The sequence below is a fragment of the Paraburkholderia phytofirmans genome (assembly GCF_046028095.1).
Taxonomy (GTDB): Bacteria; Pseudomonadota; Gammaproteobacteria; order Burkholderiales; family Burkholderiaceae; genus Paraburkholderia; species Paraburkholderia phytofirmans_A.
The window spans coordinates 271,385-292,308 of the sequence record NZ_JAQQDJ010000011.1; the positions used below are offsets into that span (position 1 = coordinate 271,385).

General features: G+C 63.4%; 18 protein-coding genes. 8 read left to right on the forward strand and 10 right to left on the reverse strand.

Annotation, left to right across the window (positions count from 1 at the left end; genetic code table 11):
* Nucleotides 1-366 precede the first annotated feature (366 nt).
* Nucleotides 367-1,278 (reverse strand): AraC family transcriptional regulator, encoded by a 912-nt coding sequence (locus tag PQR54_RS28290; protein ID WP_408251478.1) that lies wholly within the window; start codon nucleotides 1,276-1,278, stop codon nucleotides 367-369.
* A 182-nt stretch (nucleotides 1,279-1,460) separates the two neighbouring features.
* On the opposite strand from PQR54_RS28290, the gene PQR54_RS28295 reads away from it, so the two are divergent.
* A complete protein-coding gene (locus tag PQR54_RS28295) occupies nucleotides 1,461-2,462 on the forward strand; it encodes a helix-turn-helix transcriptional regulator (RefSeq protein WP_408251480.1) in 1,002 nt (333 codons plus the stop codon).
* 154 nt (nucleotides 2,463-2,616) lie between these two features.
* Here PQR54_RS28295 and PQR54_RS28300 read toward each other — a convergent pair whose 3' ends face one another.
* From PQR54_RS28300 to PQR54_RS28315, 4 genes are all read right to left on the reverse strand, one after another.
* Nucleotides 2,617-3,138 (reverse strand): acyltransferase, encoded by a 522-nt coding sequence (locus tag PQR54_RS28300; RefSeq protein WP_408251482.1) that lies wholly within the window; start codon nucleotides 3,136-3,138, stop codon nucleotides 2,617-2,619.
* Nucleotides 3,139-3,156: 18 nt separating this feature from the next.
* Nucleotides 3,157-3,549 (reverse strand): nuclear transport factor 2 family protein, encoded by a 393-nt coding sequence (locus PQR54_RS28305; RefSeq protein WP_408251484.1) that lies wholly within the window; start codon nucleotides 3,547-3,549, stop codon nucleotides 3,157-3,159.
* 8 nt (nucleotides 3,550-3,557) lie between these two features.
* The gene (locus PQR54_RS28310) at nucleotides 3,558-4,343 is read right to left on the reverse strand and encodes an SDR family NAD(P)-dependent oxidoreductase (RefSeq protein ID WP_408251485.1); all 786 of its coding nucleotides are present in this window, start codon (nucleotides 4,341-4,343) and stop codon (nucleotides 3,558-3,560) included.
* Between the two features lie 105 nt (nucleotides 4,344-4,448).
* Nucleotides 4,449-5,327, reverse strand: coding sequence for an alpha/beta fold hydrolase (locus PQR54_RS28315; RefSeq protein WP_408251487.1), 879 nt, complete (start codon nucleotides 5,325-5,327; stop codon nucleotides 4,449-4,451).
* Between the two features lie 172 nt (nucleotides 5,328-5,499).
* On the opposite strand from PQR54_RS28315, the gene PQR54_RS28320 reads away from it, so the two are divergent.
* From PQR54_RS28320 to PQR54_RS28350, 7 genes are all read left to right on the forward strand, one after another.
* Nucleotides 5,500-6,411 (forward strand): SDR family oxidoreductase, encoded by a 912-nt coding sequence (locus PQR54_RS28320; RefSeq protein WP_408251489.1) that lies wholly within the window; start codon nucleotides 5,500-5,502, stop codon nucleotides 6,409-6,411.
* Between the two features lie 111 nt (nucleotides 6,412-6,522).
* Entirely contained in the window at nucleotides 6,523-8,097 is a 1,575-nt protein-coding gene (locus PQR54_RS28325) for a DUF1302 domain-containing protein (RefSeq protein WP_408251491.1), read from the forward strand.
* 99 nt (nucleotides 8,098-8,196) lie between these two features.
* A complete protein-coding gene (locus PQR54_RS28330; RefSeq protein ID WP_408251493.1) occupies nucleotides 8,197-9,576 on the forward strand; it encodes a DUF1329 domain-containing protein in 1,380 nt (459 codons plus the stop codon).
* 78 nt (nucleotides 9,577-9,654) lie between these two features.
* Nucleotides 9,655-10,437: a 2-oxopent-4-enoate hydratase gene (dmpE, locus tag PQR54_RS28335; protein WP_408251495.1), complete on the forward strand. Its 783-nt coding sequence runs from the start codon at nucleotides 9,655-9,657 to the stop codon at nucleotides 10,435-10,437.
* Nucleotides 10,438-10,471: 34 nt separating this feature from the next.
* Complete coding sequence (locus PQR54_RS28340) at nucleotides 10,472-11,371, forward strand: acetaldehyde dehydrogenase (acetylating) (protein ID WP_408251497.1); 900 nt, start codon at nucleotides 10,472-10,474, stop codon at nucleotides 11,369-11,371.
* A gap of 10 nt (nucleotides 11,372-11,381) precedes the next feature.
* The gene (dmpG, locus tag PQR54_RS28345) at nucleotides 11,382-12,410 is read left to right on the forward strand and encodes a 4-hydroxy-2-oxovalerate aldolase (protein WP_408251499.1); all 1,029 of its coding nucleotides are present in this window, start codon (nucleotides 11,382-11,384) and stop codon (nucleotides 12,408-12,410) included.
* Between the two features lie 955 nt (nucleotides 12,411-13,365).
* A complete protein-coding gene (locus tag PQR54_RS28350) occupies nucleotides 13,366-14,163 on the forward strand; it encodes a tyrosine-protein phosphatase (RefSeq protein WP_408251501.1) in 798 nt (265 codons plus the stop codon).
* Between the two features lie 56 nt (nucleotides 14,164-14,219).
* Here the strand turns inward: PQR54_RS28350 and PQR54_RS28355 are convergent, their stop codons facing one another.
* From PQR54_RS28355 to PQR54_RS28375, 5 genes are all read right to left on the reverse strand, one after another.
* Complete coding sequence (locus PQR54_RS28355) at nucleotides 14,220-15,296, reverse strand: 3-ketosteroid-9-alpha-monooxygenase, oxygenase component (RefSeq protein WP_408251503.1); 1,077 nt, start codon at nucleotides 15,294-15,296, stop codon at nucleotides 14,220-14,222.
* Between the two features lie 156 nt (nucleotides 15,297-15,452).
* Nucleotides 15,453-17,948 carry an efflux RND transporter permease subunit gene (locus tag PQR54_RS28360; RefSeq protein WP_408251505.1) on the reverse strand — a complete coding sequence of 832 codons (2,496 nt, stop codon included), beginning with the start codon at nucleotides 17,946-17,948 and terminating at the stop codon, nucleotides 15,453-15,455.
* A gap of 133 nt (nucleotides 17,949-18,081) precedes the next feature.
* Nucleotides 18,082-19,080 (reverse strand): WD40/YVTN/BNR-like repeat-containing protein, encoded by a 999-nt coding sequence (locus PQR54_RS28365; RefSeq protein ID WP_408251507.1) that lies wholly within the window; start codon nucleotides 19,078-19,080, stop codon nucleotides 18,082-18,084.
* Nucleotides 19,081-19,202: 122 nt separating this feature from the next.
* Nucleotides 19,203-20,408: an acetyl-CoA C-acyltransferase gene (locus PQR54_RS28370; RefSeq protein ID WP_408251509.1), complete on the reverse strand. Its 1,206-nt coding sequence runs from the start codon at nucleotides 20,406-20,408 to the stop codon at nucleotides 19,203-19,205.
* A gap of 31 nt (nucleotides 20,409-20,439) precedes the next feature.
* Complete coding sequence (locus tag PQR54_RS28375; protein WP_408251659.1) at nucleotides 20,440-20,904, reverse strand: MaoC family dehydratase; 465 nt, start codon at nucleotides 20,902-20,904, stop codon at nucleotides 20,440-20,442.
* Nucleotides 20,905-20,924 lie beyond the last annotated feature (20 nt).

Below are 20,924 nucleotides of genomic sequence, written 5' to 3' on the forward strand. Positions count from 1 at the left end.
CTCGGCTGGTCAGGCCAGTTGGACCAGTGCCGACATGTTGAGCGAACAATGCCCGGCAGGCCACATCGGCACGTCCATGCCAGGTCCAACCGCCTGGCCGCCACGAAACTTCGTAGTTTGCAAGCCGCGCAATGCGCAGCACACTGCGCGATGTGCGTGATTCCCCCAAGGCGGCTCATCGGACTTTACCTGCCGGCGGCCCAACCCTGTAACCGGTCGGAGGCAGGGCGGCAGCACTGCCCGGCGGCGAAAGCGGCGGAAGCAGCGAGAATCCTGGTGCCCTCATGCGGCTGCCTCGAACCGCTAACCGTCGTCCCGCCACTGCCGGCTGACCAGCCGGCCACTTCCAGCCGCGCAATCCGTACTTCAGCCGCGCAGCCGGTAAGCGAGCGGCGTCACGCCGTAGCCACGCTTGAACTGCACGGAGAAATGACTGGCATTCTCGAAACCAACCGCGATCGCAATCTGCAGCACGGTCTGATCGGTGGCACGCAATAGCCGCGCTGCTTCCTCGAGCCGCAATCGCGATACGTACTGATGCGGCGTCTCGCCAGTCTCGCGGCGAAACACCCGCGCAAAATGGAAACTGCTTAGCCCCGCCTGTGCGGCCAGTTCGCTGATCGCCAGATCACCGTCGAGATTGGCGCGGATGTAATCGGTTACACGACGGACCCGGCGCGGCACGAGGCGTTCCGGGCGCGCCGGCGTTCTGGCCGACACGGGGCGGCCGCGCGCATAGTGCTGCAACAGATGCGCGGCGAGCGCGTGAACCAGTGCATCGACATAGAGACGCGAGTCGGACGGATCGGCGGCGGCGCGATGCAATGCAGCAAGCATTGCGGCGATGAGCGGATCACGAAACTGCATCGCGTCGCCGAGCGACAGCTCGCGGGAGCCGTCAAGCTCCATCTGATCGGCGACGCTGTCGATCAGGCTGCGCTCGATGTGCAAATGGACGGTCGACAGCGGCTCATCGCTGATCGAACGCCAACGCCACGAGATCGGCGCGGGCGGCACGAACCAGACGTCGCCCATCCGCAGATCGGCGCTTTCCCAGCGCCCGTTCAGGTTGCGCTCGAGATGCTCGGCGCCGCTCGCGAGCGTCATCAGCGTGAGGTCCTGCAAGCCGGGCGCTTCCAGCAGTTCCTGCTCGGCCGGTTCGAGATACGAGCGCAGCACCAGGTGCCGCCACGGGCGATCCACGCTCGACACCAGTTTCTGGCCCGCCATGTAGCGGTCGTAGGCGAGCGTCGTTGTGAGTTTTGGAATTCGTACCATCACGTCCATTCCCAGGGAGGTGCCATATGAAGAGTGAACCCTGCCATGCCCGCGTTGCCGATCCTCTGTCGGAGCAAGAACTCAAAAATGATAGCAAGGAACCGGCTACCGCAATTTCTGGAAATAGCTAATCATTCAGGTTGTCGTCTTTCACGCGTTTCGAACGCCGGAGCTACCGTTTCATGGAACACGAATGCGATACGCTGCCGCACTGGTTGACCGGTTCGCCGCAAGGTGAAGCCGGGCACGCGTCGGCAGCATACAACTCGGCGGTTGCCGCCCAACCGGCTTACCCGGCCGGCACGCGGCAACTCGAGAAATCAGCCCACGCGGCTGAAGCATCCAGGGCACCCAACCGCACCGCAACAGGCGTGGCGCCCACAGGCTTTCTCACGCTCTTCACCGAGGAGGAGATCGGCACGCCCTCGCCCGCCGCGCGGCGCGCCGCACCCGTCATCAGTCCGCTGGTGCGCTTTGGCAGCGCGCAGGACCGCATCGAATTCGTGCGGCAGCGCATCAAGCAACTGGGCTTCGACTCGTTCAGCTATTCGGCCACGCGCACGTCGGCGCATCACAAGACGATGTTCGTGCTGACCAGCTACGAATCGCAGAGCTGGCTCACGCGTTATTTCCGCGAGCGTTATTTCGAGCTCGACCCGCGCGTGGCGCTCGCGTCGCCCACCGGCCTGCCGTTTCTCTGGAATACGGCCGACATGCGCGCCGACCTGCCGCGTGCGCAAATGCGCAGCGAACGGCTCGGCGGGCTGATCGACATGCTGGAGGCGACCGGGCGCAAAAGCGGCATTCTCACGCAGATGCCGCTGCCCGAGCAGGAGCTGAGCGCGAGCCTGTGCTTCAACTCGGAGATCGGCAATCCGCGCTGGATGACCGAATCGATCGTGGCCGAGACGCTGATGTTCGCGCACACGATCCACGAATTCATCTGGACGCACGCGAAGAGCGTGATCGGCATCGCGCCCGCGCAGCAGCAGCGCGTCGCGCTCAGCGAATTGCAGCATGCGGTGCTGAAGGCGGTGGTGCAGGGTCAGCGGGACAAGGAGATCGCCTACTTCCTCGGGCTGTCGCCGCATAACGTCGATTACCACTTACGCCGTCTGCGGCAGTTGTTCAACGTGCGCAACCGCGTGCAGTTGATCAATGTCGCGCAGGCTTATGTGACGTAGCAACTGACAAAGGTCGCAGCCGGCGCGCAGGCGCGTGCCGGCTGTGGGGCCTCTCGCAATCGGATCATCGCGGCGCGCCTGCTATGCCAGACATGCGGCAGCGCTTTTCCGCCAGGGCAATTTCCCGCGCGCTGCGCGTGTACCTCAGCGTGGCTTACACGCTGCGCATCGTGCGCAGGCAATCCGCCGCAAGCTGCTGATACACCCGCGTGCCGGACGACTTCGCGCGAATCTCCTCCTCGTCCAGCCGACGCACCACCCGCCCCGGCACGCCCGCCACCAGCACGCGCGGCGGCACATGCCAATCCTTCTTCACGAACGCACAGGCGGCCACGATGCTGGCCTCGCCGAGCACCGCGCCGTCCATCACCACGGCGTGCATGCCGACCATGGTGTTCGGCTCGAGCGTCGCGCCGTGAACGATCGCGCCATGGCCGATATGGCTGTCGACCCCGAGCCGGCACGTGTTGTCGACACCCGTATGCAGCACGCAGGCGTCCTGCACGTTGCTGCCGCGCTCGACCACCACCGCGCCGAAATCGCCGCGCAGGCTCGCAAACGGCCCGATATAACAGCACGCGCCCACCGTCACGTCGCCGATCAGCACCGCGCCCGGATGCACGTACGCCGACGGATCGACGCGCGGCCGCTTACCGTTGAACTCGTAGAGCGCCATCGCTTCGCGCCGGCCGCGTCAGGCTGCCTGCGACGACAGGTGATAGTCGTCGGCGCCCCAGTACGCGCGCATGCGCACGATCTTGCCGGCGGCGTCGAAATCCATCACGTCGGTCACGTCGATATACGCGGGCTGTCCGTCTTGCGACGCGACATGCACGCGAAAGCTGACCGACGCGCTATTGCCGTGCGAGCCGCGCGGCGGCGCCATCAGTTCGAGCCGCGCGCCCACCGAGGTGGCGTATGCATAGAACGCGTCGATCTCTCTGCGGCCTTCTTTCACCGGCGTGCCAACCGGGTCCTCGACACTCGCGTTATCGGCGAACAGCGCGGTCACGCGCGCGGCGTCGGCCGCGTTGAACGCCTCGATATACTCGACGAGGCGCGTCTTCATGTTTTCACTCGTGTTCATTCGCGCTCCTAGCGTGCGGTGTAGCCGCCGTCGATCACCAGTTCAGTGCCCGTCACGTAGCGGCCGGCCGGCGAGACCAGATAGAGAATGCCCGCGGCGATATCCTGCGGATCGCCGATCTTCGCGAGCGGCACGAGCGTTTTCATGTGCGCGAAAATCTGCTCCGGGTCGCCGAGCTTGGCGAAGGCTTCTTCGAGCAACGGCGTGCGAATGAAGCCGGGGTGCACGGAATTTGCGCGGATGTTCTGCGTGGCGTACAGCATCGCCTCGGTCTTCGCCATCAAACGCACCGCGCCTTTCGACGCGTGATACGCCGGCACGTCCGGCCCGCCGACGAGACCGTACATCGACGACAGATTCACGATCGAGCCGCCGCCCGCGGCCAGCATGTGCGGGATCGCGTACTTGGTGCAGAGGAACACGCCCGTGACATTGACATCGATGACTTGCTGCCACTGCTGCAGCGTCATTTCATGCGTCGGCAGATTGGCGCCTTCGATGCCCGCGTTGTTCACCAGCGCATCGAGTCGTCCGAAGCGCGCGGCGATTTCACCGAACACGCTTTGCACGCTGTCTTCCTGCGTCACGTCCATCTTCCAGAACGCCGCCTTGCCGCCCGACGCGTTGATCTCGGCGACGAGTTGTTCGCCGGCTTCGGTGAGCACGTCGAGCACGGCGACCGCCGAGCCGGCCGCCGCCAGCGTGCGCGCCGTCTGCGCGCCGATGCCCCGCGCGCCGCCCGTGATCGCGGTCACTTTGCCGCTCATGTCGAACAGTTGATGGGGAAATGTCATAGCGTCTCCGTGATGTTGTAGTTGGGTGGTCCGCGTCGCGCGGTTTCACGCGATGTCGCGATGTCGCGATATCGCAATACCGCGCACCGCAGACTGAAGCATGCCTCAAGCGCCGCGCCGCTCCGCGAGAAATTCCAGGCATTCGCGATTGAAATACCGCCGGTGTTCGACCATCACCCAATGGCCGCAGCGATTCATCAGCACGAAGCGCGCGTCGGCACAATGTTCGAGGAAGCGCATCGCGCCGCTCGCCGGATTGAAGCGGTCGTCGCTGCCCCAGAAGCCGAGCACCGGGCACTTCAGTTCGGCGAGGCGCGCGGTGAGGTTCGGCACGCGCATGGTCGAGAGCACTTCGGGCGGCTGTTGCTCGCACACGCGCAGCCGTTCGTCGACCAGCGCGTCGGTGACGAGGCTGCGATCGAAGACCAGCATTTCGAGCAGTTGCCGCATGGTCAGCCGGTTCATTTGCCGGTTTGTGAACAGCGCCACCATCTTCTGGATGCCGTCCATTCTGAAGTACGTCTCGCGCTCTTCGACGCCGCCGGGCGCCATCATGATCAGACTGTCGACGTCCTCGGGATAGTCGAGCGCGTATTGCAGCGCGATCGCGCCGCCGAGCGAATTGCCGAGCAGTGTGGCCCGCCCGATGCCGTTGTCCGTGAGTTGCGCACGCAATGCGCTGACGAAGAAATCGAGCGTGTAGTGCGCGTCGGCAGGCTTGGACGACGCGCCGTAACCCGGCAGATCGACCACGATCGCGCGGTGGCCGGCGGCCGCGAATTGCGGGTAGTTGTGTTTGAAATTGCTGAAGCCGCTCGCGCCTGGGCCGCTGCCGTGAATGAACACGACGGGCGCACCGCTGCCGGCTTCGAAGTGATGCAGTGTGAGGCCGCCGGGCACCTCGGTGAAAACGCCGGTGGGCGGCTGCAAAGGTGCGCGCGCTTGCGGCGCGGCTTCCTGAAACTCGGTGGGCGTTGCGGTCATGCGCGCTTGTCTCCTTTCGCACCGCGCTCTTCGGCGCGACAGATGGTATGTGAGTCGCCAGCGCAATCATCATCGGCGCGAACACGCGGATCGGCATCGTCTTTTCAGACTACGAGGCGCCACCGCATTTCTCCTACCATCGGGCCCACACGAACTGATGGAGACAGCGGCAATGACAGGATTCGATTTCAGCGGCAAGGTGGTGCTGGTGACGGGCGGCACCAAGGGAATCGGCGCGGGCATCGCGCAAGCATTCGTCGCGGCTGGCGCGACGGTTTATGTGTGTGGACGGACGCCACCGGAGAACGCGGTATCGGGTTCGCCGGAGCGGCACGATCCGCGTGAAGAGCGGCTAGGAAGCTCTCACGACGACGCGCCTCGCGATCCGTCCGCGCACGCGCCAGATCCGACCCCGCGCTTCATCGCCGCAGACGTACGCGACATCGACGCAATCGACGCCATGCTCGCGCAGATCGAGCGCGAAACCGGCCGCCTCGACATCGTGGTCAGCAACGCCGGCGGCGCCCCGTTCGCGCTCGCCGCCGATGCCTCGCCGCGCTTCACCGAAGCGGTCATACGCCTGAACCTGCTCGCGCCGCTGCAACTCGCGCAACGCGCCAATGCGCTGATGCAACGCCGGCGCGAAGGCGGCGTGTTGCTGTTCACCGGCAGTGTGAGCGGCTTGCGGGCCTCGCCGGGCACAGCCGCATACGGCGCGGCCAAAGCGGGCCTGCTCAATGCGGTGCGTTCGCTCGCGGTCGAATGGGCGCCGAAGGTACGCGTCTGCGCGGTGAGCCCGAGTCTCGTGCACACCGAAGCCGCCACCAGCGGACACACCGGTTCATCGACGAGCGACGCGCGAGACGCCTCGCTCGCCCGCATCGAAGCAACGATTCCCGCAGGACGTCTTGCTCAGCCCGCCGACATCGCGTCCGCGTGCCTCTTCCTGGCGTCGCCGCACGCGGCATATGCATCGGGCAGCAATCTGATTCTCGAAGGCGGCGGCGAAGTGCCGGCCTTTCTCGCCGCCACCGGCTTGCATCAGGCCTTCACCGCGAAGTCCGACGAACCCGCAGGTCAGTAGCACGCCCGTCCCCAGGAGAACCGACTAGTCCGTTTTGACGATTCTCGCGCCGCACGCGCCGCCTAACCTCTGAGCACAACAAATTTCAGATGTGACCACAGAGGAGACAGAATGCAGATCAACGGAACACGAGAGCGCGCACCGGCGATGCGCGCGCTGTGCGTGGCATGCAAACTCGCGATGCTGGCCGCGGCGACGCTCACAGTGGCCCCCGCCCACGCGGGCGACACGCTTAATCTCGGCGCCGACACCACGCTCGATTACACGTTCACGCTCGGCTACGGTCTCGGCATGCGCACCCGCGCGCCAAGCGGCAATCTGCTGACGCCGGAGAACATCAACGGCGACGACGGCGACCGCAATTTCGCCAAAAACAAGCTGATCCAGAACCAGGTGAGCCTGCTCGGCGAAGTGAACCTGAAGCACGACGACTGGGGCGTGTTCGTGCGCGCCGACACGTTCTACGATCAGGCCTATCAACATCCGAACTACAACGACGCACCCGGCACGGTGAATCACGGCGGCGTCTACAACAACTTCACCGAGCAGGCGAATTACTGGGCCGGCGGCCGCACCCAGTTACTCGCGGCTTATGTGTACAACACATTCAAGCTGGGCGGCACGAGCCTGAACGTGAAGGTCGGCGATCAGGTCGTGGCGTGGGGCGAGAGCGTGTTCTTCCCGAACATCGCGGGGGCGCAAGGCCCTGCTGACGCCACCAAATCGTTCGTCGCGGGCGCAGAAGTGAAGGACATTCTGCTGCCAGTTCCGCAGATCTCCACGCAATGGCAGATCGCGCCGAATTTCAGTTTGCTCGGCTATTACCAGTTCTCTTTCCAGCCGAACCAGTTGAGTGCGCCCGGCAGCTACATGAGCTATTCCGACGTGGTCGGCCCCGGCGCGGAATACATCATCGGACCGGGTGGCATTCATATTCCGCGCGGCGACGACATTCGTCCGGGCAACAGCGGCCAATGGGGTCTCGGCGCGCGCTGGCGCGTGTTCGGCGATACGGAAATCGGCGCCTACTACCTGCACTATAACGACATGAACCCCAGTGTCGTGACGACCTATTTCCCGACGCTCGGCTATCAGCAGAAGTACTTCGACAACATCAAGCTCAGCGGCCTGAGTTTTTCCACTGATCTGAACGGCGTGAACGTCGCGGGCGAAACCTCTTACCGGCAAGGCGCCGCCGTGCTCGTGAACACGGCGGCCGGTGCACAGAGCACTCGCGGCGACGTCTGGCAATCGAATCTTTCCGCGATCTATTCGATCGGCCCGACCTTCCTCGCCGCCTCGCAAACGCTGGTGGGCGAAGTGTCGTACGTGCACGCCGGCAACATTACGCCGCTGCTCGGCTCGTCGACGCTCGCCAACACGCGCAATTCCGCCGCCTTCGAAGTGGCCTGGACGCTCAGCTACAAGAACGTCTTCAGCGGCTGGGACGTGGACGTACCGATCACCTACGCCGACGACTTCACCGGCAAATCGGCACTGGCCGGCGCGCTCGGTTCGATGACGGGTGTCGGCGATCACCGCGTGACGGTCGGTGTGAACTTCACGCGTCTGAGCAACCTGAAACTCGCGCTCGTCTACGCGAAGTTTCTCGGCCGCCCCGACCCCACCAACCGCCCGCTCGCCGATCGCGACTACGTGCTCGCAACCGCGACCTACTCGTTCTGAGTCGACGCGCCGCGCTGAACCCGAAGGTGAATCCGCGGCGCCTTGCAACACGCATCACCCTTTGAATCAGCCGTCTTTTTACTGCAAGAGGATTTGGTCATGAGTCGAATTTTCAATCCCGCACTGCGTGTCTGCGTGTTTGCTGCAGGCGCCGCGCTCGCAGCCGCATCGTTCGCCAAAACCAGCCCGGAAGATATCGCCAAACTCGAAGGCCCGCTCACGCCGATGGGCGCCGAGCGCGTGGCCAACGCCGACGGCACGATCCCCGCATGGAGCGGCAAGTGGTTCGGCACGCCGCCCGGCGTCGATTACAAACAGGGGCAGCGTTTTCCCGATCCGTATGCGAGCGAGAAGCCGCTCTTCGTGATTACCGCGCAGAACATGCAGCAATACGAAGCGCGGTTGACCGACGGCGAGAAAGCGCTGTTCAAGAAGTATCCCGACACCTTCAAGATTCCGGTCTATCCGAGCCACCGCGATTTCAGTTATGGCGATGCCGTGTACAAGGACATCCGCCTGTACGCGCCGACCACCACGATGACGAAAGACCAGAACGGCCTGAAGGAGTTTCCGCCGGTCACGCCGTTCCCCGTACCGAAGAACGGCGTGGAGGCAATGTGGAATCTGCGCTTCGCCTCCACCATTGAAGGCGAAACCGCGACCTACGATCAGGCCGTCGTCTATCCGGACGGCAATATCGCGTGGGGCAAGGTGCAATACGCGATTTACGGGCCGCGCAGCGCGGACCGCTTCGACCCGAAGAATGCACTGAACAGCAAGAGCTTCTTCCGCCAGACCACCATGCTGCCGCTCTCCGATCGCGGCACGATCATCACCGGCTTCGAGATGTGGGACCAGGAGGGCTCGGATACGGGCCGCACCTGGTCGTATAACCCCGGCACGCGGCGCGTGCGGCAGGCGCCGGAATTCGGCTTCGACCAGCCCGAAGGACCGGGCGGTTTCCGCACCGTCGACGACGACCGCCTCTTCAATGGATCGGGCGAACGCTACGACTGGAAGATCGTCGGCAAGCGCGAGGCATATGTTCCGTACGACAACTACAAGCTGATGGACCCGTCGATCAAGTACACCGATCTGCTCACCAAGGGTCACGAGAACATGCAGTACATGCGCTTCGAACTGCATCGCGTCTGGGTGTTGCAGGCGACGCTCAAGTCCGGCTATCGCCATCAATACGCGAAACGTGTGCTGTATCTCGACGAAGACACGTGGAATGCCGTGGCCGCTGACAACTACGACGCGCGCGGCACGCTGTGGCGCACAAACTTCGCGCCGACGCTCTATGCATTCGATGCGAAAACGTTCTATTCGACCGCCGTGTTCTATCACGACCTGATCTCGGGCGCCTATTACGCCGACCGTCTGGTGAATCAGGAACCGATGCCCGTGCTTACGCGTGGCTCGCAACTGACCGAAGCCTACTTCTCACCGGACGCGATTCGCGGCGCGGGCAACTGAACCCGCTTGCGCCTCTTCGCAGCAGGAGCGGCGCCGCGTTTGCGCGGCGCCGCTCGCAACTCTCTACTCGTACCGGTCATGACATCGACACTTCACGCCGAACTCGGCGACACGCTCTATCGCGCCTGGCTCGATCGCACGCCGGTCGCGCCGTTCTCCGCGCGCGCGGAAGGCTTGCCGCTCGCCGACGCCTACCGTGTGCAACAGCACTTCATCGCGCGCCGGCTCGCGGCCGGCGAAACCGTCGCCGGCAAGAAGATCGGCGTGACGAGCCAGGTCGTGCAGGACATGCTCGACGTGCGTCAGCCCGACTTCGGCGTGCTGCTTTCGGGCATGCACTATGCCGCCGGCGAGGCGATCCCCATCGACACGCTGATCCAGCCGCGCGCGGAAGGCGAGATCGCGTTCTATCTGCAACACGATCTGCGCGGCCCCGGTGTCACCCGCGAAGACGTGCTTGCGGCCACCGGATCGGTGGGCGCGTGCTTCGAGATCGTCGATTCGCGCATTCGCGACTGGGCGATTCGCATCGGCGATACGGTTGCCGACAACGCCTCGTGCGGCGTCTACGTGCTCGGCGACGAGCGCGTGCCGACGAACGCGCTCGATCTGGCCGCCTGCCGCATGACGCTCGACAAGAACGGCGAACGCGTTGCCGAAGGCGTCGGCGCCGCAGCGCTCGGGCATCCCGCCGACGCTGTCGCCTGGCTCGCCAATACGCTCGGCGAACTCGGCATGCCTTTGCTCGCGGGCGAGGTGGTGCTGTCCGGTTCGCTCGCGGCGCTAATTCCCGTGACGCGTGGCGACCTGCTGGAGATGCATATAGAAGGCATCGGCGGCTGCGCGGTGCGGTTCGTCTGAAGTCTCGACCGTCTCTCACTTAAGGATGCATTGAATGAGCAAGATCAAATGCGCATTGATCGGGCCCGGCAACATCGGCACCGATCTGCTGTACAAACTGCGTCGCAGCGCGGTCCTCGAACCGGTCTGGATGGTTGGCGTCGACGCCGCTTCCGAAGGCCTCGCGCGAGCCCGTGAACTGGGCCTCAAAACAACCGCTGAGGGCATCGACGGACTGCTGCCGCATCTGGCCGCCGACGACATTCGTATCGCCTTCGACGCCACATCAGCATACGTGCACCGCGAGCACTCCGACAAGCTGACCGCGCGCGGCGTACGGGTGATCGACCTGACGCCTGCCGCGATCGGCCCGTTCTGCGTGCCGCCGGTCAATCTCGCCGCGCAGAACGACCAGCAGGTGATGAACGTCAACATGGTCACATGCGGCGGCCAGGCGACCATTCCGATGGTGTATGCCGTGTCGCGCGTGCAGCCCGTCGCGTACGGCGAGATCGTCGCGACCGTGTCGTCGCGCTCGGTCGGACCCGGCACGCGCAAGAACATCGACGAGTTCACGCGCACCACGTCGCTTGCAATCGAACAGATCGGCGGCGCGGCCGTGGGCAAGGCGATCATCGTGATCAATCCGGCGGAGCCGCCGCTCATCATGCGCGACACCATTCACTGTCTGACCGAAGGCGATCCGGACATCGACGCGATCACCGCCTCAGTGCACGCCATGGTCGATGAAGTGCGGCAGTACGTGCCCGGCTATAAGCTGAAAAATGGCCCTGTATTCGACGGCCGGCGCGTCTCCGTGTTCATGGAAGTCGAAGGTCTAGGCGACTATTTGCCGAAATACGCCGGCAATCTCGACATCATGACCGCCGCCGCCGCGCGCACCGCTGAAGTCTTCGCTCAACAGATGCTGGCAGCATCGTCCGTCACTGCGTAAGGAGCCGACCATGTCTCTCGAAGGAACCCGCATTTCCGTGCACGACATGACGTTGCGCGACGGCATGCACCCCAAGCGCCATCAGATTTCACTGGAGCAGATGCGCACCATCGCGCGTGGTCTCGACGCCGCCGGCGTGCCGCTGATCGAAGTCACGCATGGTGATGGTCTTGGAGGCGCGTCGGTGAACTATGGTTTTCCGGCGCATACCGACGAGGCGTATCTGAGCGCCGTGCTGCGCGAACTGAAGCAAGCCAAGGTGTCGGCGCTGTTGATTCCCGGCATCGGCACGGTGGATCATTTGCGCATGGCGCACGGGCTCGGCGTGCAGACGATTCGCGTGGCGACGCACTGCACTGAAGCGGACGTGTCCGAGCAGCACATTGGTCTTGCTCGCAAGCTCGGGATGGATACGGTTGGTTTTCTGATGATGGCGCATATGGCGCCGCCTGAGCAGCTTGTCGAGCAGGCGAAGCTGATGGAATCGTATGGGGCGAATTGTATTTATGTCACCGACTCGGCTGGGTATATGTTGCCTGATGATGTGACCGCGCGGATTGGTTGCGTGCGTGCCGCTTTAAAGCCGGAGACTGAACTGGGATTTCACGGGCATCACAATCTGGCGATGGGCGTGGCGAATTCGATTGCTGCTGTTGCCGCCGGCGCGAACCGGATCGATGCTGCTGCGGGTGGGCTTGGGGCGGGGGCTGGGAATACGCCGATGGAGGTGTTTGTCGCTGTTTGCGAGCGGATGGGGATTGAGACTGGGGTTGATGTGTTTTCGATTTCGGATGTGGCCGAGGATCTCGTTTTGCCGATTGTGGATGCGCCGGTTCGCATCGATCGGGATGCGTTGACGCTTGGGTATGCTGGGGTTTATTCGTCGTTTTTGCTTTTTGCTAAACGGGCGGAAGTTAAGTATGGCGTGGCCGCCAGAGATATTCTTGTTGAGCTTGGGAGGCAAAGGCTTGTTGGGGGGCAGGAGGATATGATTGAGGATACGGCTTTGAGTATTGTTAAGGGGCGCGTTGCGGTTTAGCGGTTTAGCGGTTTGGGGTTGCCTTCGCGGCGCTTTTTTTCTTTGTTCTTTGCGGTGTTGGGCTTTCCTTGATTTGTTTGTGGTCTATTAGCGTTGCCCCTGTGCGGGGCGGCACCTACTTCTCTTTGCCGCCGCAAAGAGAAGTAGGCAAGAGAAAGCGGCTCACACCGCTAGCTTATAAGCGGGTCCCCCGCGCAGTCGCGGTAGTGGTGCATCTGGAATCAGTGTTCTCGCACATTCGGACCTGGTGACAAGGCCGTCATACTTCCCGCCTCGCACTACGTGCTCGCCGGAAGGGGTTGCATCAGACCAGCGGTTCGTTGTTGTGCGGTTGGGGCCATCGGCTTCGCCTCGGCGATACGCAGTAGTGCGCGGCGGTTTCGAGGAGCGTCTGATCGAAATGTGGAAATGATTCGTTTGATGCGACGGCATCCAGTCTCGTTCCAGGTCCGGAGATCGATGATCGCCGAAATGCGTGATGCGACCGCAGCGCACTTCGCCCAAGATCCGCGAAGATCGCGGGCCGGCGGAACGCCGACGGGCCTACAAAGTACTGCCCGCTGAGAGCCGACAGACGCATTGACGTTAGGCCGGGACAACTTTAATCGCCACCGTTTTCCGAACAACCGCTACGGCGCGCGCAGCGTCGCCGGAAGAATGACTGCTGTGTCACTCACGCCGAATGTGCGAGAACACCGATTCCAGATGCACCACTACCGTGGCTGTGCGGGGGACCCGCTTATAAGCTAGCGGTGTGAGCCGCTTTCTCTTGCCTACTTCTCTTTGCGGCGGCAAAGAGAAGTAGGTGCCGCCCCGCACAGGGGCAACGCTAATAGACCACAAAGAATTCAAGGAAAGGCCAACGCCCCATCACCACAACCAACCAGAAAACCAGACAACCAGACAACCAACAGGCAAAAAAATGCTCAAATCAATAACCGTAACCACATTCCTAATGGCCTCAACACTCCCATCCCCAGCACAAACAGTCTGGACAACAGACCACCAAATCCCATTAGAAAAAGTACAAAACACCCGAGACCTATCAGGAATAGAAACCCTCGACCACCGTCACATCAACCCACATCGCCTGTACCGCAGCGGCAACCCCACCTCAGCCAGCCCATCCGACATTGAAGAACTAAAATCAATGCACCTGGACACAATCGTCGACTTCCGCGCCGCAAGCGAAAAAAAACCAACAGAACAAAGCTTCACAAAACAATTCCCATACGAAGACGACCCAGTTCTAGCCGGCAACCTGGCACCGGAAGCGATCATCCCAATGCTAAAGCGCTCAACCGCAACGCAAACGCATAACTTCATGATCTCGCTATACAAACAATTCCCAGAAAAATACCAACCCCAATTCACCCGCTTCCTGAAGCTAGCCGAAGCCAACCGCACCATCCTCTACCACTGCACCGCAGGCAAAGACCGCACTGGCTTCGCCACCGTCCTGCTGCTATCGGCGCTCGGCGTCGACCGCGCCACCACCATCGCCAACTATCTGGAATCGAACCGCTACAACGCCGCCGCCAACGCACAAGCCACCGCGCAATTAGAAAAGATCGGTGTCGCGCCCGATGTACTGGCACCGTTGCTCGCCGTCGATCCCGACTACATCGGCGCGGCCATGGAAGTCATCGATCAGCAATACGGCGGCATGCAGCATTACCTCGTCGATGTCCTGCACGTCAACGTCGACAAGATCCGCGCGAACTATCTCAGTGCGCCCGAGCAGCCTTCATAATCAAACAGGCCGCACCATAAAAAAAGGCGGTGCATGCACCGCCCTCAAAACATCGATCAGCCTTCAAACACGTGCCGTAATAGCGGCGGCGTCCCGCCCTCGCGCACCTTGATCTCCACCACTTTCTTCGCCGTACACGAGGGACGCACATCCGCCGAGTCGAGATAAAACTGCGAGTACCAGTCGCGCATCTGATAGAGCGGCCCGTCGCTTTCACACAGCAGAGGATTGTCGATTCGCGTCTTGGTGTCCCAGATCGCGACATCCTCGTAGAACGCGGCCTGCGCCTGCTTCGAATACGCGCGCGCGATCTCCATGTTCTGTTCCTCCGACAAACCCGGCACCTTCTTCACCATCACGCCGTAACGCAACTCGAAGCTGTGCATGTCGATCGGCACGTGACAGTTCAGCAGGATCGAATGAATCGGATGCCCGCCACTCTTTCCCGTCATCTCGGTGATGTGATACGCGGGGCCGAAATACGTGGACAGTGCGATCAGTTCATCGTCACCCAGGCGCTCGCTTCGACCGACCAGCAGTTGCGTCGCCTTATGCCCTTCAAACAGATTCGCAAAGTAATCGACCGGCGCGCCGTGCACGGTCGCAAAGTGCGCCATGTCGGAGATGTTGTCGACCAGCTCGCGACAATTGGTGCCGATCACCATGCGGTCGATCACCCAATCCGACCACTCTTCCGAGAAGCAGGCTTCGATTCGCGGAATCGCCACTTCATCGGCCGGCGGATTGCCTTCAGGATCGTGCCAGATGAACAGCAACTGGTTCTGCTCGCAGGTCTGCCAGGTGCCGATCCTCGCCTTCGGCGGAATCCGCTTGCAATAGGGAATCGACTGGCAACTGCCGTCGCCGCCCCATTGCCAGCCATGAAACGGGCAGACCAGCGTATCGCCATCGACGCGTCCAGTGCTCAGATCGGCGCCCATATGCGGACAATAGCCGTCGACCACATTCACGCGGCCATGCGAGTCCATGAACGCGGCAAGACGCTGGCCGAAAATATTCAGCGTGTGCGGCTGGCCGTCCTTGTATTCGCTTGCGAGACCGAGGCAATGCCAGCCGCGCGCATAGCGCTGCACGAGCGGTTGCGCCTCGATTTTGTAGGGACGTGCGGACATCTGTTATCTCCTCCGATGGAAAACGCGGCGCTGCGAGCCCGCCGCCGTCATAGGTATGGTTTTTGGAAAGCGCGCGGATTCGCGCGCTCACGCCTGACGATAGACGCAGCTCGAAGTTCGTTCATCGTCTCGACGGACTAGGTAGCTCAGCTAGCCCTAACGCGCCGAATTGCCATGCTCCAGCGTGGCCGGCTGCGCGGTTTTCGCGGAGGCGGCAGCGGACGGGGCAGCGCTCACGGTCAGCGCTGCAGGAGTGGCAACCATGGCGCCACCCGCGCGCCTCTCCGCGCGTTCGACACCGAGCCACGCCGCGAGCGCCGGCAGCAGAAACACCGCGCCGAACAGGTTCACGAGGAACATGAAGGCGAGCAGCACGCCCATATCCACCTGGAACTTCAGCGCGGAAAACGCCCACGTCCCCACGCCGATGAACATCGTCACCGCCGTGAACAATGCGGCGGTGCCGCGCTGACGCATGGCGGCCGCGAACGCGTCGGCCAGGCTCGCCCCGCCGCGCAGTTCGTGCTGCAAGCGTTCGTACAGATAGATGCCGTAATCGACCCCGACACCGACGCCGAGCGTAATCACCGGCAGAGTCGCGACCTTCAGGCCGATGCCGAGCCACGCCATCACCGCATTGCACAGAATCGACACCACCGTCAGCGGCACGACGATGCACAACACCGCGCGCCATGAACGGAACGTCACGACGCACAACAGCGCGATTGCGCCGAAGATCGACAGCAGCATGGCGACTTCGGCATCGCCGACCGCCTCGTTGGTCGCCGCCATCACGCCGACATTGCCGCCCGCGAGCCGGAACGCCACATTCGGCGTGTGATCCTGCGCGGCAACGCGTTTGATTTCATCGACGATGTGCGCGACGGTCTTGCCCTCGTGATTCGCCGTATAGATCAACACCTGGATCGTCTGGCAGTTCGCGGTGTTCATACCGTTGTCGGGATCGAAGGCGTTGGCGCCTTGCGTGAGGCCATCGCTGGACCGCGGCAGCGCACCCCAGCGCGGATTGCCTTCGTTGAACGCGGCAATCGAAATCTTCGCTAGCGACGGCACGCTCACCACCGATTGCACGCCCGCCACGCCGCGCATCTCCATTTCGAAGCGCTCGATCGCGCTCATCACCGGATAGTGCAGACAGGCATCGTCGAAACCGGTGGTCTCGACGATCACCGAGAGCGCATCGACGCCGATGTTGTATTCGCTCGTGATGCGCGTGTTGTCGAGGTTGTAGCGCGAGGTGGCGCGCAACTCGGGCGCGCCGGAACCGATATCGCCGATCTGCAGATCGCGCGACGCCTTCGCGCCGAACGCGAGCAACACCAGCGCGAGCGCAAACACGCCGAGCGCAGGCGCGGGCCGCGCGAACACGGCAAAGCGCGTCCACAGCCGGCTGCCGCCGGCCGCCGCCCGGCGCTGCGCGCGCGCCAGCGTGGCCGTTTCGAGCCGCGTGTACGACAGCAGAATCGGCAGAAACACCTTATTGGTGACGATCATCAGCAGCACGCCGAGACACGCCGTAACGCCCAGTTCACGCACGATCTCGATCTGGATGCGCATGATCACCAGGAAGCCCAGCGCGTTCGTCAGCAAAGCCACGGTGCCCGGCACGAACAGTTTGCGAAACGCGTCGCGCGCGGCGTCGACGGAAGGCATGCCGGCCACCAGTGCCTGTTTCCACGCGTTTGTCATTTGCACCGCGTGCGAGACGCCGATCGAGAAGATCAGGAACGGCACGAGTATCGACATGGGATCGATGCCGAGCCCAAGAATCGGCAGCGCACCGAGCAGCCACACCACCGGCAGCAGCGCGACAAAGAGCGCGAGGGCCGTGGTTTTCGCGGAGCGCGTGTAGAGCAGCAGCAACGCCGCGGTGATCAGAAACGCCAGCGCGAAAAACCCGATCACGCCGCTAATGCCCGCCTCTACATCGCCGACAAGTTTCGCGAAGCCGATGATGTCGACCTCGACATCCTGCTTCGAATACCGCGCGCGAATCTCTTCGAGCTGCCGCGCCACGGCGCTGTAGTCCAGATGCTTGCCGGTCGCCGGATCGGTCTCGCGCAACTCCGCGCGGATCAGCGCCGAATGCAGATCGTTACCGACCAGCCGGCCGATCTGGCCGGAACGCGCGACGTTGCGGCGCACCGTGGCGAGATCGGCGGGATTCGCGCTGCTGAACTGGCCGGGCACGACCACGTCGCCACGAAATCCAGCCTCGGTCACTTCGGTATAACGCACGTTCGGCGTGAATAGCGAGAACACGCGCGAGCGATTCACGCCGGGGATGAAGAACACGTCGTCGGTGGCGTGGCGCAGATCGTCCATGAACGCCTGGTTGTAGATGTCGCCATGACCTTTCCAGCGCAGACTCACGAGTATCGTGTTCGCACCGGGAAAGGCACTCGCGTAGCGATTGAACACCTGCATGTACGGATGCTGCATCGGGATCATCTTGTTGAAGCCGGGGTCGAGCCGCAAGCGCGTCGCGGAGCAACCCAGCGCGACCGTCAGCGCGAGACAAAGCGTGAGGAGGATACGCCGGTGACGCATGATGACGTCGGCACATCGCTCGACAAAGCGTGACAAACGCGACGGAGAGCGGGACGATGAAGAATGGGACGATGCGTTCATGGTGCGTCTCACGGCAGGACTACGGAAAGCCCGCGCACGCGGCTGAATAACGACCGGCGGGCGCGCGGCAAAAGATCGGCAAAAGCTCGGCAAACAATCGGCAACCGATGAGGGAGCGGTTCGAGCCGCAGTATCAGGAAGACGGCGCGCCGTTTGCGGCCTGACCGGCTCGCGGCGGCGCCGTGACCGGCAATAGCGCAACGCCCGCTTCACCGCCGAGCGCCAGTTCGCCGTGTCCGGCATCGACCACCGCGGCAAGGCTCTGCACGCCGCCGACCTTGCGCACTGCATAAGTCAAGCCGCCATCGCGCGAGGTGACGATCGCTCCGCCCTGGCCGACCAGCACCAGTTCGCCGTCGGCGAGTTGCACCGCGCCGAAGTACGAGGTGCCGACGCCGCTGTCCACATGCGTCCACGTCTCGCCCTGATCGGTGCTGCGCAGCACGTTGCCGCGCATGCCGTACGCAAGCCAGTCGCCGTCGGCCAGTTTCAGCACGCCGAATAGCGAGCCTTGATAGGGCACGGGACGCTTCTCCCAGGTCGCGCCGTAATCGGTGGAACGAAGCAGCGTGCCGGTTTCGCCGGCGATCATCAGACGGCCGCTGGCGTCGCCGGCAATCGCGTTCAGATGACGGTCGTCGGCGGGCGTCTTCTGCTGTGTCCAGGTCGCGCCGGCATCGTGCGAGACGAACAGCTGGCCGAAGCTGCCGGTCACGAATACGAGCCCGTCCGCATTGCCCCACACCGACAGCAGCGGATCCGAATGTCTGTGATCGAAGCGCACTTCGTTCCAGTGCGCGCCGCCGTCGACGGTGCGCACGATCCAGCCGTCGTGGCCGACCGCGATGCCGACGCGCGGCGAGATGAAGAACACCTGCGTGAGCGCCGAGGCTTCATTGGGCGTCACCGCCGCTTGCCGCCACGATGCGCCCTTATCGCCGCTCAGCAGGATCACGCCGCGCTCGCCCACCGCGACGAGTCCCGTGCCCGCGTTGGCGAGCCCATTGATCTGCAGATGATTGGCTTCGATGGCCGTGGCCGCGAAGGCGGGTACCGGCCGTGGCGAGAACGCGAATAGCGCCGCGCCCAGCACGGCCGCCGAGAGCAGCAAGCCCGGTAGTGTCGAGTTCATACTTTGTCTCCTATGACCAGAGTTGGCGCTTTAGCGCTTATGTCGATCCGGAGTTAGTGCTTCAGCACTTACTCCGGTCCCACGCAGCGCGCCCCGATCCCCTGCAAACCTCCGACCGCGATCTATGCCGCTGTTTCGAAGAGCGCCGCCGCCCCCATGCCGCCGCCGATGCACATAGTCACGACCACGTAGCGCATCCCACGCCGCCGCGCTTCGAGCAGACCGTGCAGAGTCATGCGCGTGCCCGACATGCCGAACGGATGGCCCACCGAGATCGCACCACCGTTCACGTTCAGCCGTTCGGCAGGAATACGCAATTGATCGCGGCAAAAAATCACCTGGCACGCGAACGCCTCGTTCATCTCCCACAGGCCGATGTCGTTCACCGTCAGCCGATGCCGCGCCAACAGCTTCGGCACCGCGAGCGCCGGGCCGATGCCCATTTCGTCGGCGTCGCAACCGGCTACCGCCATGCCGCGATAGATGCCGAGCGGTGCGAGGCTGCGTTGTTTCGCTTCCGCCACGCTCATCATCACCACGGCTGCGGCGCCGTCGGACAATTGCGACGCGTTGCCCGCCGTGATGAACTCGCCCTGTGCGACCGCTTCGCCGCCGCTCCACACCGGCTTCAACGCGGCGAGGCTCTGCGCCGTCGTGTCGGCGCGATTGCATTCGTCGCGCGTGGCGCGCACGGTTTCGCTGCCCGTTTGTTTGCCTTCCTTGTCGAACAGCGCGCGCTGCACTTCCAGCGGCACAATTTCTTCATCGAAGCGACCCGCGGCCTGCGCAGCCGCCGTGCGCTGCTGGCTCGTCAACGCGTACTCATCCTGCGCCTCGCGCGAAATCCGGTAGCGGCGCGACACGACCTCCGCCGTTTCGATCATCGCCATATACGCTGAGGGCTGATGCGCCAGCACGGCGTTCGAGCGAGCCCGGTACGCGTTCTTGTGTTTGTTCTGCGTGAGCGTGATCGATTCGACACCGCCCGCGATCACGATCCGCGCGTCGCCGCATACGATGTTCTGCGCGGCGGTCGCGATCGTCATCAGGCCCGACGAGCACATGCGGTCCATCGCCATGCCCGGCACCGAAGCGGGCAACCCCGCCGCCGCAGCCGAAAGCCGGCCGATGTTGTAGCCCTGCGTGCCCTGCTGCGCGGCGCAGCCCATCAGCACGTCGTCGATCTCGGCGCCTTCCAGTTGCGCGCGCTCCAGCGCCGCCCGCACTACGTGGCCGCCTAACGCGGGCGCTTCGGTATCGTTGAACACGCCGCGATACGCTTTGCCGATCGGTGTGCGCGCAACCGACACGATGACCGCTTCGTTCATGAACTCTTTCCTCTACGGGTTCTACAGGTTTCTACAGGTAGTAACGGCTGATGGTGTCGGCCACGCAACCGGGCTTGGGCTCGCCTTCGATCTCGACGCTCACGCGGATCCACGCCTGCACGCCGCCTTCGAACGCTTCGGCGCGCAATACCTCGCCGACGCCGCGAACGCGCGCGCCCACTCGCACCGGCGCGGGAAAGCGGATCCGGTCGCAGCCGTAGTTGACGCCGAGCCGCGCGCCTTCGATGCAAACGATCTGCGGCAAAAAGAAATTGACCAGCGAGAGCGTGAGAAAGCCGTGCGCGATACACGCGCCGAACGGGCCGCCCTTTGCGCGTTCGGCATCGACGTGGACCCATTGATGATCCAGCGTCGCGTCGGCGAAACGGTCGATGCGCGTTTGATCGACCTCGAGCCACGCGCTCGCGCCAAGCTGTTCACCCGCCGCCGCGATCAACTCGCGCGGATGCGCGAATACGCGCGCGCTGCGTTCCAACGCATTTGTTTCAGCCACGG

Coding starts and splice junctions, on each gene's coding strand:
- PQR54_RS28310 (WP_408251485.1), bottom strand. CDS start 4,343: ATGACATTTCCCCATCAACTGTTCGACATGAGCGGCAAAGTGACCGCG.
- PQR54_RS28350 (WP_408251501.1), top strand. CDS start 13,366: ATGGCCTCAACACTCCCATCCCCAGCACAAACAGTCTGGACAACAGAC.
- PQR54_RS28325 (WP_408251491.1), top strand. CDS start 6,523: ATGCAGATCAACGGAACACGAGAGCGCGCACCGGCGATGCGCGCGCTG.
- PQR54_RS28340 (WP_408251497.1), top strand. CDS start 10,472: ATGAGCAAGATCAAATGCGCATTGATCGGGCCCGGCAACATCGGCACC.
- PQR54_RS28290 (WP_408251478.1), bottom strand. CDS start 1,278: ATGGTACGAATTCCAAAACTCACAACGACGCTCGCCTACGACCGCTAC.
- PQR54_RS28295 (WP_408251480.1), top strand. CDS start 1,461: ATGGAACACGAATGCGATACGCTGCCGCACTGGTTGACCGGTTCGCCG.
- PQR54_RS28320 (WP_408251489.1), top strand. CDS start 5,500: ATGACAGGATTCGATTTCAGCGGCAAGGTGGTGCTGGTGACGGGCGGC.
- PQR54_RS28370 (WP_408251509.1), bottom strand. CDS start 20,408: ATGAACGAAGCGGTCATCGTGTCGGTTGCGCGCACACCGATCGGCAAA.
- PQR54_RS28330 (WP_408251493.1), top strand. CDS start 8,197: ATGAGTCGAATTTTCAATCCCGCACTGCGTGTCTGCGTGTTTGCTGCA.
- PQR54_RS28305 (WP_408251484.1), bottom strand. CDS start 3,549: ATGAACACGAGTGAAAACATGAAGACGCGCCTCGTCGAGTATATCGAG.
- PQR54_RS28365 (WP_408251507.1), bottom strand. CDS start 19,080: ATGAACTCGACACTACCGGGCTTGCTGCTCTCGGCGGCCGTGCTGGGC.
- PQR54_RS28300 (WP_408251482.1), bottom strand. CDS start 3,138: ATGGCGCTCTACGAGTTCAACGGTAAGCGGCCGCGCGTCGATCCGTCG.
- PQR54_RS28360 (WP_408251505.1), bottom strand. CDS start 17,948: ATGAACGCATCGTCCCATTCTTCATCGTCCCGCTCTCCGTCGCGTTTG.
- PQR54_RS28315 (WP_408251487.1), bottom strand. CDS start 5,327: ATGACCGCAACGCCCACCGAGTTTCAGGAAGCCGCGCCGCAAGCGCGC.
- PQR54_RS28355 (WP_408251503.1), bottom strand. CDS start 15,296: ATGTCCGCACGTCCCTACAAAATCGAGGCGCAACCGCTCGTGCAGCGC.
- dmpE (WP_408251495.1), top strand. CDS start 9,655: ATGACATCGACACTTCACGCCGAACTCGGCGACACGCTCTATCGCGCC.
- dmpG (WP_408251499.1), top strand. CDS start 11,382: ATGTCTCTCGAAGGAACCCGCATTTCCGTGCACGACATGACGTTGCGC.